Origin of the sequence: Vibrio sp. V12_P9A6T4 (assembly GCF_963874835.1) — a bacterium.
Taxonomy (GTDB): Bacteria; Pseudomonadota; Gammaproteobacteria; order Enterobacterales; family Vibrionaceae; genus Vibrio; species Vibrio anguillarum.
The window spans coordinates 33,805-47,291 of sequence record NZ_CAWNJO010000011.1; the positions used below are offsets into that span (position 1 = coordinate 33,805).

12 protein-coding genes are annotated in these 13,487 nt (G+C 45.7%); 6 read left to right on the forward strand and 6 right to left on the reverse strand.

Annotated features, from left to right (window positions below; genetic code table 11):
- The first annotated feature begins 111 nt into the window (after positions 1-111).
- From AACQ42_RS00430 to crp, 6 genes are all read left to right on the forward strand, one after another.
- A complete protein-coding gene (locus AACQ42_RS00430; RefSeq protein WP_094165215.1) occupies positions 112-2,031 on the forward strand; it encodes an ABC transporter ATP-binding protein in 1,920 nt (639 codons plus the stop codon).
- 1 nt (position 2,032) lies between these two features.
- Positions 2,033-2,512, forward strand: a complete 480-nt coding sequence (locus AACQ42_RS00435) for a TIGR02444 family protein (RefSeq protein ID WP_010318745.1) — start codon at positions 2,033-2,035, stop codon at positions 2,510-2,512.
- 56 nt (positions 2,513-2,568) lie between these two features.
- Entirely contained in the window at positions 2,569-3,576 is a 1,008-nt protein-coding gene (locus AACQ42_RS00440) for a hydrolase (RefSeq protein WP_094165217.1), read from the forward strand.
- 59 nt (positions 3,577-3,635) lie between these two features.
- Entirely contained in the window at positions 3,636-3,842 is a 207-nt protein-coding gene (locus AACQ42_RS00445) for a YheU family protein (RefSeq protein ID WP_010318743.1), read from the forward strand.
- An 82-nt stretch (positions 3,843-3,924) separates the two neighbouring features.
- The gene (locus tag AACQ42_RS00450) at positions 3,925-4,794 is read left to right on the forward strand and encodes a phosphoribulokinase (protein ID WP_010318742.1); all 870 of its coding nucleotides are present in this window, start codon (positions 3,925-3,927) and stop codon (positions 4,792-4,794) included.
- A 241-nt stretch (positions 4,795-5,035) separates the two neighbouring features.
- Complete coding sequence (gene crp, locus AACQ42_RS00455; RefSeq protein ID WP_010318741.1) at positions 5,036-5,668, forward strand: cAMP-activated global transcriptional regulator CRP; 633 nt, start codon at positions 5,036-5,038, stop codon at positions 5,666-5,668.
- A 103-nt stretch (positions 5,669-5,771) separates the two neighbouring features.
- On the opposite strand, the gene AACQ42_RS00460 is transcribed toward crp, so the two are convergent.
- From AACQ42_RS00460 to AACQ42_RS00485, 6 genes are all read right to left on the reverse strand, one after another.
- A complete protein-coding gene (locus tag AACQ42_RS00460) occupies positions 5,772-6,566 on the reverse strand; it encodes a DUF1338 domain-containing protein (protein ID WP_094165219.1) in 795 nt (264 codons plus the stop codon).
- A 68-nt stretch (positions 6,567-6,634) separates the two neighbouring features.
- On the reverse strand, positions 6,635-8,092 hold the full coding sequence (gene astD, locus AACQ42_RS00465) for a succinylglutamate-semialdehyde dehydrogenase (RefSeq protein WP_094165221.1): 1,458 nt from the start codon (positions 8,090-8,092) through the stop codon (positions 6,635-6,637).
- Between the two features lie 31 nt (positions 8,093-8,123).
- Positions 8,124-9,143: an arginine N-succinyltransferase gene (gene astA, locus AACQ42_RS00470; protein ID WP_026028416.1), complete on the reverse strand. Its 1,020-nt coding sequence runs from the start codon at positions 9,141-9,143 to the stop codon at positions 8,124-8,126.
- A gap of 66 nt (positions 9,144-9,209) precedes the next feature.
- The gene (locus tag AACQ42_RS00475; RefSeq protein WP_094165223.1) at positions 9,210-10,421 is read right to left on the reverse strand and encodes an aspartate aminotransferase family protein; all 1,212 of its coding nucleotides are present in this window, start codon (positions 10,419-10,421) and stop codon (positions 9,210-9,212) included.
- Between the two features lie 378 nt (positions 10,422-10,799).
- Complete coding sequence (locus AACQ42_RS00480) at positions 10,800-11,378, reverse strand: aminodeoxychorismate/anthranilate synthase component II (RefSeq protein WP_010318736.1); 579 nt, start codon at positions 11,376-11,378, stop codon at positions 10,800-10,802.
- Between the two features lie 310 nt (positions 11,379-11,688).
- A complete protein-coding gene (locus AACQ42_RS00485; RefSeq protein ID WP_094165226.1) occupies positions 11,689-13,431 on the reverse strand; it encodes an L-tyrosine/L-tryptophan isonitrile synthase family protein in 1,743 nt (580 codons plus the stop codon).
- Positions 13,432-13,487: the final 56 nt, after the last annotated feature.

Genomic DNA, 13,487 nt, shown 5'->3' on the forward strand with positions numbered 1-13,487 from the left:
TTATCAATATGTTATTAAGCATAATAACGCAATTTGCATAATGATCGACATTTATCCTTATTGCCCCTACTATTCCACGCGATAACGTCTCGATATGAAAAATAGATTTTTATGATTACCTTCTCTGATATTCAATTACTGCGCGGCGGTAAACCGCTCCTTGAAAAGGCCTCTGCAACTATCCAGCCGGGCGATAAAGTTGGCCTAGTAGGCAAAAATGGCTGTGGCAAATCAACGCTCTTTGCCCTACTCAAAGATGAGCTATCTATTGACGCTGGCTCCTTCAGTAAACCAGCTCACTGGGAACTGGCTTGGGTTGCCCAAGAAACTCCGGCTCTTGATCGCGATGCGATTGAATATGTCATCGATGGCGATCGTGAATATCGTGAATTAGAACGGCGCCTCAGCGTTGCTGAAGAGGCTGACCAAGGAACCTTAGTTGCAGAGCTGCATGGAAAAATTGAAACCATCGGTGGATACAGTATTCGCGCTCGGGCTTCTGAACTGCTTGATGGTTTGGGGTTTAGCCAAGAACAGATGGGATGGAGCTTAACGCAATTTTCAGGTGGTTGGCGGATGCGCTTAAACTTAGCGCAAGCGCTGTTGTGCCGCTCGGATTTACTGCTGCTTGATGAACCGACCAACCACTTGGATTTGGACGCCGTCATGTGGCTTGAACGTTGGTTACAAAACTATCCCGGCACCTTGATCTTGATTTCCCATGACCGCGATTTTCTTGATCCGATCGTCGGACGCATCATCCATATCGAAAATCAAGCCATGAACGAATACACCGGAAACTACTCATCGTTTGAAAATCAACGGGCGCAAAAACTGATCTTGCAACAAGCCATGTACCAGAAGCAGCAAAAACAGATGGTGCACATGCAAAGCTACATCGACCGTTTCCGCTACAAGGCCTCCAAAGCTCGCCAAGCACAAAGTCGTATCAAAGCGTTGGAACGAATGGAAAAAGTGCTGCCAGCTCAATTTGATAACCCATTTAATTTCGAATTTCGAGAGCCTTCGGCACTGCCTAACCCAATCATGATGATGGACGAAGTCTACGCCGGGTATGGTGAACGTTTAATTTTAGAAAAAATTCGCCTCAACCTTGTACCGGGAAGCCGTATTGGATTACTCGGGCGTAACGGTGCGGGTAAATCAACATTAATTAAATTGCTCTCCGGTGAGTTAAAACCGCAAGGCGGCGATCTCACTTATTCGCAAGGTGTAAAGATTGGTTACTTTGCCCAGCATCAGTTAGAAACACTGCATCCAGAAGAGACCCCTCTGCAGCACATGATGCAAATCGCCCCAGATAAAAACGAACTTGAGCTGCGTAATTATCTGGGTAGTTTTGGTTTCCAAGGCGACAAAGCGCTAGAGAAAATCGCTCCGTTTTCCGGGGGTGAAAAGGCTCGCTTAGTGCTTGCGCTAATTGTGTGGCAAAAACCGAACTTGCTGCTGCTTGATGAACCCACCAACCACTTAGACTTGGATATGCGTCAAGCCCTAACGTTTGCCCTGCAAACCTTTGAAGGCGCGATGGTCATCGTCAGCCATGATCGTTATCTACTGCGCGCAACCACCGATGACTTGTACTTGGTGCACGATCGTCAAGTCGCGCCTTTCGATGGGGATTTAACCGACTACTACAAATGGCTGACAGAACAACAGAAAGCGGAACGTAGAGAAGTTCAATCTCAGCAACCTGCCAAAGACAGCAGCAACAGTGCCGCTGCCAAAAAAGATCAAAAGCGCCGAGAAGCGGAATTTCGCATCCAAACCGCACCAATTCGCAAAAAACTGACACAACTCGAAGCGAAAATGGACACATTGAACGCGGCACTGGCGCAAACTGAAGAGCAATTGTCTGATACTTCGCTGTATGAAGCCGAAAACAAAGCTAAACTTACCGAAGTGATTGCGCTTCAAGCTCGCAGTAAATCGGCACTTGAAGCGATCGAAATGGAATGGATGTCGGAACAAGAGACACTCGAACAACTAGAGCAGGAATTCAGTCGCTAAGATGAGCCAAGAGCACGTACGATTATCACTGACCTTAGAACGCTTATGGCAATTCAGTTTGCAATACTACAGCGTGCGAGAAGTGAAAGAGGCGTGCTTAAGTTTACAAAATAACTTCCACGGCAACGTCAACTTATTGCTGCTACTCAAATGGCTTGATGAGCAACAAGTGACGGTTGCCGATGCTGACTGGCAAAATGTCACTCAATGTATCGGTCGTTCAGAAGCGCTGCTGCACAGTTACCGAGAGTTAAGACGACGTTTGAAAAGCATGGTGCCAGATACGCTGTACCGCGAGGCGCTGCAATTTGAGCTGCAGCTTGAAAAGCAGCAGCAAGCTGACCTTGTGGAATGTATCAACGCATTGGCATTGCAGAATAACCATGGTGAACAATTAACGCTGCGTTACTGTCGCCAACTTGGCTGTGAGCATTTGCATCTCGCCTTTAAAACCCCGGCGCCTCATTCTCAAAAACCGTAACTACATCAATTGCTCGCTCGGTGTATACTGGTCGCAATTCATAAAAATAATGCGCTATGGTTATGACTTCATTTATCGCTGCTACTGGACTAACAAATCCACACCTTCAGACTCTGCTTCCTCGTTTGTTGCGCAAACGCGCACGTTTTGAGCCGCTGTGGCAAACGCTGTTTACACCTGATGGTGATTTTTTAGACCTTGCTTGGAGTGATGATTGGCGCTCAGAGCGAGTACAAAATAAACCCCTATTTATCTTGTTTCATGGCTTAGAAGGCAGTTTTCATAGCCCGTATGCCAATGGCTTAATGTACGCCTTCGCACAGCAGGGGTGGTTATCGGTCATGATGCATTTTCGCGGCTGTAGCGGCAAACCGAACCATCTGGCACGTGCTTACCATTCTGGTGAAGTTGAAGATGCACGCTTTGTGCTCGAATACATACGCAAGCAATGCCCGAATCGACCTATCGTGGCGGTGGGTATTTCTCTTGGCGGCAATATGTTGGTTAATTACTTAGCGCAATATAATCACGACCCGATCGTTAGCGCGGCAACCGTTGTCTCCGCTCCGCTCGATCTGTCAGCGTGTTCCACACGCATTGAACAGGGATTTTCAAAGGTTTATCGCGCTTACTTACTGACATCATTGAAAAAAAATGCACTAAAGAAACAGCATCTTTTACATAATGAGTTAGGTATTTCTAACCATCAAATTAAACACATCAAAAAACTTTACGAATTTGACGATCTCATCACCGCGCCTTTGCATGGTTTTCAAGATGCGCAGGATTACTACCAGCAGTGCTCAGGCCTTTCAAAGCTGACACAAATTCGCGTGCCGCTACAAATCATTCAAGCGCAAGATGATCCCTTTATGACGGATGCCGTGATCCCCAAATTTTCCTTACCAGAGAACATCCATTACCGCTTATTTACCCAAGGTGGCCATGTCGGTTTTCTCAGCGGTAGCGCGCTTAAGCCTAAATTTTGGCTCGAAGAAGCACTTCCAACATATTACGAAAACCTGCGTCACGGCAACCCTATTGACCATCAATGCAACGCATGATTAATCACATATCGCTTTAAATCGATACCCTTTTCTCCATGACAGTTTAAGAGGTCGTCATGCTTATTCCTTGGCAGCACATTGCGCCTGAAACACTGGATAATTTGATTGAAACGTTTGTATTACGCGAAGGTACTGATTACGGAGAGCAGGAAGTACCATTGCAGCAAAAAATCGAGCAAATAAAGAAACAGCTCGCAACAGGGGAAGCGATCATCGTCTATTCTGAGTTGCATGAAAGTGTGGATATTCAATTGCGTAAATAATTTCAGCTCAAAACAATCTACTCTTTTCGTGCTATATTGCAGCCATCGATAACAAGTACGTTACATACAGACAGGGTTTGTCATGTCAGCAAAACATCCAATTATCGCTGTCACCGGCTCGTCCGGTGCCGGTACAACTACGACCTCAGAAGCCTTTCGCAAAATGTTCAATATGATGAACATTAAACCAGCATGGGTTGAAGGGGATAGCTTCCATCGCTTTACACGGCCAGAAATGGATGTGGAAATTCGTAAAGCGCGCGAACAAGGGAAGCACATCAGTTACTTTGGTCCACAAGCCAATGATTTTCCTGCATTGGAAGAATTTTTCCGCCAATATGGGAAATTAGGCACAGGCCAAGTTCGCCGCTATCTACACTCTTTTGACGAAGCTGTGCCCTACAATCAAATGCCCGGCACCTTTACACCTTGGCAAGATTTACCAGAAAACTCGGATGTGATGTTTTACGAAGGTCTGCATGGCGGTGTAGTCGATGGCGATGTAAACGTCGCGCAGCATGTCGATTTTTTGATAGGCATGGTGCCAATCGTTAACCTTGAGTGGATACAAAAGTACGTGCGTGATACTCGTGATCGAGGCCATTCACGTGAAGCGGTGATGGATTCCATCGTCCGTTCGATGGATGATTACCTCAATTACATCACCCCCCAATTCTCACGAACTCACATCAACTTCCAACGGGTACCGACGGTTGATACTTCAAACCCACTTAACGCCAAGGGCATCCCTAGTTTAGATGAAAGCTTCGTCGTGATCCGCCTGCGCGGCATAAAGAATGTTGATTTCCCCTATCTGCTCGCCATGATTGATGGCTCTTTTATGTCGCGCCACAACACCATTGTGGTACCGGGTGGCAAGATGAGTTTTGCGATGGAATTGATCGTCAGACCGATCCTGCAGCAATTGATTGAAACAGGTAAAATTGGCTAAGTGATCGGACAAGTTGACGGTTACTTTTCATACCGTGATCATGTGCACAGTTTTGCGTAAAAAATCATGCCACTGACACGATTAAAATCAAGAAATCGTTTCTGAAAAAGGATACTATCCTTAACCGAAACACAAGTTAGCTTGCAGCATTTGGAAAGTGCTCTTATCCTAGTAAGCTTATTTTAGGCTTAGCTACAATATGGAAAGCGGCAAGCGTACCCTGCAGAGGAAGTGAGATATTATGGTTCTAGGTAAACCTCAAACCGATCCAACACTAGAGTGGTTTCTTTCACACTGTCATATTCATAAATACCCATCGAAAAGCACGTTGATTCATGCGGGCGAAAAAGCAGAGACGCTGTACTACATCGTCAAAGGCTCGGTAGCGGTATTGATTAAAGACGAAGAAGGTAAAGAGATGATCCTCTCTTACCTAAACCAAGGTGACTTTATCGGTGAACTTGGTCTATTCGAAGAAGACCAAGAGCGTACTGCTTGGGTTCGTGCAAAATCTCCTTGTGAAGTTGCGGAAATTTCATTTAAGAAATTCCGTCAGCTTATCCAAGTGAACCCAGACATCTTAATGCGTCTGTCTGCACAAATTTCTCGACGTCTACAAGTCACCAGTCAAAAAGTGGGTGATTTAGCCTTCCTAGACGTGACGGGTCGTATTGCACAAACGCTACTCAACCTAGCGAAACAACCTGATGCAATGACGCACCCAGATGGCATGCAAATCAAAATCACCCGTCAAGAGATCGGCCAAATTGTAGGCTGTTCTCGTGAAACTGTGGGACGTATTTTGAAGATGCTCGAAGAGCAGAATTTAATTTCTGCCCATGGTAAAACTATCGTGGTGTACGGAACTCGTTAATCTCAATCAAAATGATTGAGATTAAATGCATAAAGCCACCTTGGGGAACTCAGGTGGCTTTTTCTTTGGTGATATTTCGATACGAAAGTAAAAAGATGAGAGGCTATTGCATGTCAGTGCTTTCAAATATCTTATCTGCAGAGGCCGCCACAAAACCGCTATAGAGTTCACCGTTGGCCATTGGATAGCGTTTGGCAAATTCATAGAATCCACCGGGAATCACCTCCACCCCTTCCGTAAATTGCACCGGTACTTTATCGGCCATGGTCGACGACTGCTCAAGCAGCACATCAGGTGTACCTTTCACTTCTCCACCATTTTCATTGATGGTAAAACCCGCTTGGCGTAGATGATCATTGACCGCTTTCACTTCATTAAACGCCTGCAGTTGATTAACACTAACAGTGAAATGGTTTGCGCCATAGCCATGCGCCGCCAACCAAGCGGCGTATTCACTTTCGTTGGCAAGCTGCAAATAATCGCTGTAGCTTAGTTGCCACAAGCGACCGCCATATAAAAAGTCACTGCTGTTTAATTTATTGCTATCGACTTGATGTACCAGCTTCTCCACAATGGCTTGGAGCGCAGGCGAGAACTCTTCCACTTTCAGCTCGCTTATGAATACCTTAGGCTGGGTCAGATCAGGGTGTTCATAGTGCTTCGCTACCAGCTTCTTACTTTCAAACACATAATCACCACAGGCAACGTAGCCTAAGGCAAGAAAAGGCTTAGCCAGCGTTTCAATACCTAATGGTGCAACATTGAAGGTTCGCAACGCAATATGGTCATTAATCAACGCTTCCTCTTCTTGAAGCAAGTGATGGACTTTGTCGGCAGAAGGGCAAAGGCGCTGAATGTAGTCATTCCATAATGATTGAAATAAAACGTTTGGCGTCATAACGCCTCCTTGTCTGTGCTCGGTTTAAACCATGCTAGTAGGCATGGGGTTTTAGATAAAGTTTACTGCTATAGCTCAACCCCGGGGCTGAGCGTGGCAGGCAGTTCTGTCGAACGGCCTTCCATTGATGCCATTGGGTATGCGCAGTAATCGGCCGCGTAATAGGCGCTTGGTCTTAAATTTCCCGACGCTCCCGGCCCACCAAACGGTGCATCACCACTGGCTCCGGTTAATTGTCGATTACGATTAACAATGCCAGCGCGGATATGATCGACAAAGTAGTCCCATTCGGCATCATTGGTCGACACTAAGCCTGCCGATAAACCAAAGCGAGTTTCATTAGCCAGTTGTACCGCTTGCTCTAAGCTTTGGTAACGCACGACTTGTAACAATGGTCCGAAATACTCTTCATCAGGCAATTGGCTAACTGCGGTGACATCAATAATGCCCGGTGTTACAAACGCCGCCTGCAAAGGTGTCGCGGCCAGCAAGCTGACGCCACCCAAGGCGCGTAAATTGTCCTGAGCAGCAAGAATGAACTGCGCCGCTGCTTGTGATATTTGTGGCCCCATAAAAGGTGCTGGCTCAGCAAAGGGGTGATCAATACGCAATTTTTGAGTGGCACTGACCAGTTTTTCAAGCAATCGATCGCCTTCATTTCCCTCTGGAACATAAAGACGCCGCACACAGGTACACCGCTGGCCTGCACTTAAAAATGCGGATTGAATAATGGTATACACTGCCGCATCAAGCTCGCCATACTGCTTAGAGATAACCATTGGGTTGTTGCCGCCCATTTCTAAAGCCAGCATTTTCCCCGGCTGCCCAGCAAACTGGCGATGGAGTAAATGACCTGTATTGGCGCTGCCAGTAAAAAGAAGGCCATCAATGCCTTTGTCCTGAGCAAGCGCAATACCCGTTTCCTTCGCGCCCTGCACTAGGTTAAGTACACCCGCAGGTAGGCCGGCTTCTTGCCACAACTTCATCACAAACTCACCAGTCCACGGAGTCTGCTCTGAAGGTTTAAACACAACCGTATTACCCGCTAAAAGTGCAGGCACAATATGACCATTCGGCAGGTGGGCAGGGAAATTATACGGACCAAAAACCGCAAGAACGCCCAATGGACGATGACGCAATACCAGTTGATTACCCGCTGCTTCGCGTGTGTTTTCACCAGTGCGATCATGATAAGCTCGAATTGATATAGCGATTTTACCCGCCACCGCTGCCGCTTCAGTACGCGTTTCCCAGAGTGGCTTTCCTGTCTCTTTGGCGATGATCTGTGCAAGCTCTTCACTGCGCTGTTTCACTTTTTCAGCGAAGGCTAAGACATATTGCTCACGCTCAACAAAAGGACGTTTTTTCCATTCTATAAATGCGACTCTTGCCGCCGTTACCGCAGCTTCTACTTGCGCGGGTGTGGCGCTATCGCCCTGCCAAATCGTCTCATTGTTATAGGGACTAAGCGAAAGCATTGCCTCGCCTTGTCCAGCTAACCATTCACCTGCAATCCACTGAGTCATCTGTTAATCCTTACCTTCCAATGTACCTATTTTACTGCGCCAAAATTCGAACAAAATCACCACTATCAACCAATAGAGCTTGCGCCACTTTAGGTGAGATGATCACCGTTTCCGTTTCGCGGTTATAAGCACCTTTTGCAGCAGTAGCACGAAAGTTTTCAAACGAGCTATTGCAGATAAGATAATCTTGCGAGCTTGAATGCTCGGCCACTTCCACTTTAGCTCGCACCGAGTGACGTACGGATTCGATATTGCGCAAATCGCACTCAACCGTTGGACCTGCATCAAAAATGTCTACATAGTTACGGCAGGTGAATCCTTCGCGCTCGAGTAGCGTTAACGCTGGACGGGTATTGTCATGCACTTGACCAATCACCGCCTGTGCCTCTTTACTCAATAAGTTGACGTAAATCGGCAGTTTGGGCATCAGATCAGCAATAAACCCTTTTTTACCAATGCCGGTTAAATAATCAGCCATAGTGAAATCAATCGAGAAAAAATGCTCTTGCAGCCATTGCCAAAAGGGCGAGTTGCCTTCGGCATCAGACACACCACGCATTTCAGCAAAGATGGTTTTAGAAAAACGATGTGGGTGTTCCGCCATCATCAGAAAACGGCATTTCGACATCAAACGCCCATTCAACCCTTGACGAAAATCTGGACGTAAAAAAAGCGTACAAATTTCACTGCATCCAGTGTAGTTATTGCCAAAAGTAAGCAACTTGACGGTATTGTTGACCTTCAGCTTAGGCGACGAATGCACTATCGTGCTGATGTGATAAGAATAAAATGGTACGTCATGGCCAATCGATGCCTCAACGCCAGTCGTCCCTGCTACCTCACCGGTTTCAGAATCAAAACCGACCATCAGGTAACCTTCATCTCCTGGCTCTGAGACGTCGGGTTTAGCGAAGCTGTATTCAGAATGAGTAATACGGTTGGTTAAGAGCTTTTCATTCACGGGTAGTGATGTAAACCCGTGACCGGATTCAATAGCGCATGTGTGTAGCGCATCGTAGTCCGACATTGCGATAGGGCGAACAACTAGCATCAATACTTCCCTCCAGATGCTTGAAGTGGCCCAAGGCATCCTACCTTGGGCTGCTAGGCTTTTTCACTACATGAGTGATGCAATAGCTTTATCTAATCTTGCTAAGCCTTCTTCTATTTCTTGTTTGGTGATCACTAATGAAGGCGTCATACGAACCACGTTCATACCCGCAACCAACACCAGTAAACCTTGCTTGCCCGCGGCTTGTAGGATATCGCGAGCGCGACCTTGCCACTGCTCATTTAATGCCGCGCCAAGCAGTAGACCTTTACCACGGATTTCACTAAAAATGTGGTACTTCTCATTAATGTTAGCCAATCCTTCACGAAAGAGCGCTTCACGCTCTTTCACGCCAGCCAAGGTTTCTGGCTGGCTAACCACATTAACTACCGCTTCTGCTACCGCGCAAGCCAGTGGGTTGCCACCATAAGTCGAACCGTGAGTGCCCACTTTAAAATGCGCGGCTAATTCGTTTGTGGTGAGCATAGCGCCAATAGGGAAGCCGCCACCGAGTGATTTCGCGGTACTTAAAATATCCGGCGTGACGCCCAATCCTTGATAAGCATAGAACTCACCAGTGCGGCCATTACCGGTTTGCACTTCATCAAAGATCAACAGGGCGTTGTGCTTATTGCACAATTCACGCACGGCTTGGACAAACTCAGCCGAAGGCGACACAATGCCACCCTCGCCTTGCAAGGGTTCCATCATTACCGCACAAGTGCGATCAGAGATGTGTGCTTGCAACGCTTCAATATCGTTATACGGTAGGTGGGTAACATCCGCAGGTTTAGGACCAAATCCATCGGAATAAGTCGCTTGCCCCCCGACCGTCACTGTAAAGAAAGTGCGGCCGTGGAAGCCTTGGTTAAAGGCGATGATTTCTGATTTTTGTTCACCATGGACATCAGCGGCCCAGCGACGCGCCAGTTTGAGCGCCGCTTCATTAGCTTCCGCGCCGGAGTTAGCAAAAAACACCTTTTCAGCAAAACTGACTTGCGTTAATTTTTTCGCCAAGCGCAAAGCAGGCTCATTAGTCATCACGTTACTGAGATGCCACAACTTATTGGCTTGCTTGGTAATCGCATCAACCATCGCCGGATGGCAATGGCCCAAACAACTCACCGCAATACCGCCAGCAAAGTCGATGTATTCATGACCTTGTTGATCCCACACTCGAGAGCCCAGCCCTTTAACTGGAATCATCTCCATCGGGTTATAACAAGGGACCATCACCTCATCAAACAGACTGCGCCCTACACTATTTTCCACTGTCATTACACATTCCCTCTTGATACCGCATGCCAAGCAGATTGCGATCTTCCTATTAAACGCTTGAGTGGAAGATATTGTTTTGCTTTTTAGCTAATGCAGCATTGTATTTACAAATTATTAACCATTTCAATAGTGATTTATTCTTTTAGATCGGCAGAACCACCGACAATCGTCACTACTTATGATTATTTATGCATTAAGTCACCTCTTTTATGAAGCACTTTTTTATAAATAATATGAATAAGCACAACAAGGCCTTGAGGCAACAAGCCATCCCTCATTCCAACAGGATGTATGGTGCATAATATTGCAAAGATAAAAAACAGCAGAAATGATGAAGAAAATGTTAAGAAAGGTGATCGCAGTCCGGTTGAGAATAGCTCAACGGCGCAAAAAATTTGCGAGCAGTTGATGGCCCTGTTCTGTTTTAATTGATTCAGGATGAAACTGCACGGCATCAATTGGCAGTGTTTTATGTTGGTAACCCATGATTTCGTCCATCGAACCATCAGCCTGTTGAGTCCAAGCGGTGAGCTCAAAACAGTCCGCAAGAGAATCAGCTTTGACCACCAACGAGTGGTAGCGAGTAACGGTTAACGGGTTATTGAGCCCTAGAAAGAGGCCACGGTTGGTGTGTTGGATCGGTGAGGTTTTACCATGCATCACCTTTTTGGCTCGCACCACTTGCCCGCCAAACACTTGCGCAATGGCTTGATGCCCAAGGCAGACTCCTAAGATAGGAAGTTTACCCGCAAAATGTTCAATCGCTGCCAGTGAAATTCCCGCCTCATTCGGCGTGCAAGGCCCAGGGGAAATCACCAGATGCGTTGGGCTGAGCGCTTCAATGCCAGCGATATCGATTTCATCATTACGCACCACCGTCACTTGAACTCCCAGCTCACAGAAGTATTGGTACAAGTTGTAGGTAAACGAATCGTAGTTATCAATGATAAGTAACATGTGAATTAAAACGCTCTGGGTAAAAGTCAGCGAGAGGCGCTATTGTGCAATACTGGTTTGGAAAGGCAAGAAGTTATCGATTCTGTGCTAAATACACGATTTGCACATTCGTTTATTATGTAACCAGTTCGGTTGTGATCATTATTTTACTTGCTCTCATTTGAAAGTAACACTTCTCATCATATGGTCGAATAAGAGAATGGAAACAACGATAAAATAAATCTATCCCATAGTTAATGATCCATAAAAATAAAGCCAAGTAATCCGCTTACTTGGCTCTTCATGCTTATTTCCTAAAAATGTCGTTTATTTAAGCAGGGCTTTCTTGTAAATGCTCACTACTTGGTTGTTTGTTATGAGGCTGCCAAGGGGAATTTACCGAATAAGGCTGACGCACCGCTAATTCTGTTTCGGATAACACGCCATAACGAAGTACGGTGTGGTTATTCACCAGTAATATATCGCCAAGTTGTAAATCAAACACATGCTGTACTTGTGAACGTTCAAGAATAGGAGTTAAAACATTGGCTACTTGATTGATATTGTCAATTTCAGTCGACGACGATATATGCTTCGCCAATGATGGGCTCCAGCGTAAATTAATTCCCCAATCCCCCGACATAATCACAGGATAAGTAGCCGTATCATCGTACTGCACAATGGTATTTTTCAGCCAACCACTTGCTTGACCATTAAGACACAACGCAGCCAGTGAGGCATCCAGTAAGTTAACCTTCAGCGGAGAAGATGAACAGTAAATCGCCCATTCATCAGGAGTCATGTCAGTATAAGAATAGCGACGCGCTATGCTCGTTGACGGTGTTTTGAGCCCGTACCAACTGGGCTCTGCTAATGTACTACTCCGAACATATTCTTCCGGAAGCAGAGCATGATTTCCGGCAAACCACGAAGACCAAAATGAAGCTTGAGGCAACGGGCCAAAGCCTTTTAAACAGACAGCAGAGAACGCCTTCACTAATTGGCTCACTTGAGCCTGCGGTAGCGCGGTCAGTGAGCATCCATGGTGTGACTCTAACGTCAAGCCAAACTGCTCTGTTTGTAGAGTGGCTTTCACCTCTCGTATCAACTGTGCCTCGTTAGCGTCTTCGATATTGAAACGCAGTAAACACCACAGCGTTCCTTGATGCATTACGGGAATAATCACGCCTTCACGTTGTTTGTGATTGGCCTGCGTATCAATAATAAATTCTCCGTGACAAGCATCAAATAAGACACAAGTATGCCAAGGTGTCTTAAACGATCGCTCATCAAAAAGAAACAGCGAATATTTTTTGCCTTGCATTGGGTGTTCATGAATGCTGAGACGGATAGCGTGGCTCAAATGAGTATTGAGGAAATTATCGAGTGCACGTCCTTGCACCATCATTCCCTTAGCCATAAGGGCTAGGCGCTCACGTCGCTTCTTATAACTCAGTGGAGCAAGCGCATATTTCTGATCCTGATGCATGAATTTTTTCAAGCCCAGATAGGTATGATGCATTGCATTATCATGCTGTTTAAGACGTGCAAAATCACGCTCATATTCCGCATCACCAAAGCGCTGCTTTAATCCATTGAAATATTGATATTCATTTAAGTCATCAAACGCAGAGAAGTGCTCAAAGTTTATAATTTTTAGACAATCACTGGCGTTCATATTTCCCACCATATTCCGTAATTCATCAGAATAAGTGTAGTGATGTTCTAAATCGACATTAATATAATCAGAAAATGTATGATAATCAGAAAAAATGTAAAACATCACTCCTGGAGAATATACAGATTGAATATCACGAATGGCATTAACAAATTTTTGTAAAACTCGATATTCACCCAAGTCAGGCTTATAACCTAATACCTTATCTAGGTTATTCGTTTTACATGGAAAGGCGGGTAGTAATAATGTAATGACTTTGTTTTCAATGACACACTGAGCTATCTGCGTTTTTAACTTCTGATACCCAGTAAAAGTGGCGTCTGTTTGTGCTAATAATTGGTCTAATAAAATAAAAGCAATATTATCCACACATTGCTGCTGTTGATGATCAAGCATAGTGTTTCCTTATTAAAGGCGAAGACCATTGACGGAATGATGCAGAACCCTCGGTC

Excerpts from the sequence above, each read along its gene's own strand:
- AACQ42_RS00430 (WP_094165215.1), top strand. The coding sequence starts at position 112 with ATGATTACCTTCTCTGATATTCAATTACTGCGCGGCGGTAAACCGCTC.
- AACQ42_RS00435 (WP_010318745.1), top strand. The coding sequence starts at position 2,033 with ATGAGCCAAGAGCACGTACGATTATCACTGACCTTAGAACGCTTATGG.
- AACQ42_RS00440 (WP_094165217.1), top strand. The coding sequence starts at position 2,569 with ATGGTTATGACTTCATTTATCGCTGCTACTGGACTAACAAATCCACAC.
- AACQ42_RS00445 (WP_010318743.1), top strand. The coding sequence starts at position 3,636 with ATGCTTATTCCTTGGCAGCACATTGCGCCTGAAACACTGGATAATTTG.
- AACQ42_RS00450 (WP_010318742.1), top strand. The coding sequence starts at position 3,925 with ATGTCAGCAAAACATCCAATTATCGCTGTCACCGGCTCGTCCGGTGCC.
- crp (WP_010318741.1), top strand. The coding sequence starts at position 5,036 with ATGGTTCTAGGTAAACCTCAAACCGATCCAACACTAGAGTGGTTTCTT.
- AACQ42_RS00460 (WP_094165219.1), bottom strand. The coding sequence starts at position 6,566 with ATGACGCCAAACGTTTTATTTCAATCATTATGGAATGACTACATTCAG.
- astD (WP_094165221.1), bottom strand. The coding sequence starts at position 8,092 with ATGACTCAGTGGATTGCAGGTGAATGGTTAGCTGGACAAGGCGAGGCA.
- astA (WP_026028416.1), bottom strand. The coding sequence starts at position 9,143 with ATGCTAGTTGTTCGCCCTATCGCAATGTCGGACTACGATGCGCTACAC.
- AACQ42_RS00475 (WP_094165223.1), bottom strand. The coding sequence starts at position 10,421 with ATGACAGTGGAAAATAGTGTAGGGCGCAGTCTGTTTGATGAGGTGATG.
- AACQ42_RS00480 (WP_010318736.1), bottom strand. The coding sequence starts at position 11,378 with ATGTTACTTATCATTGATAACTACGATTCGTTTACCTACAACTTGTAC.
- AACQ42_RS00485 (WP_094165226.1), bottom strand. The coding sequence starts at position 13,431 with ATGCTTGATCATCAACAGCAGCAATGTGTGGATAATATTGCTTTTATT.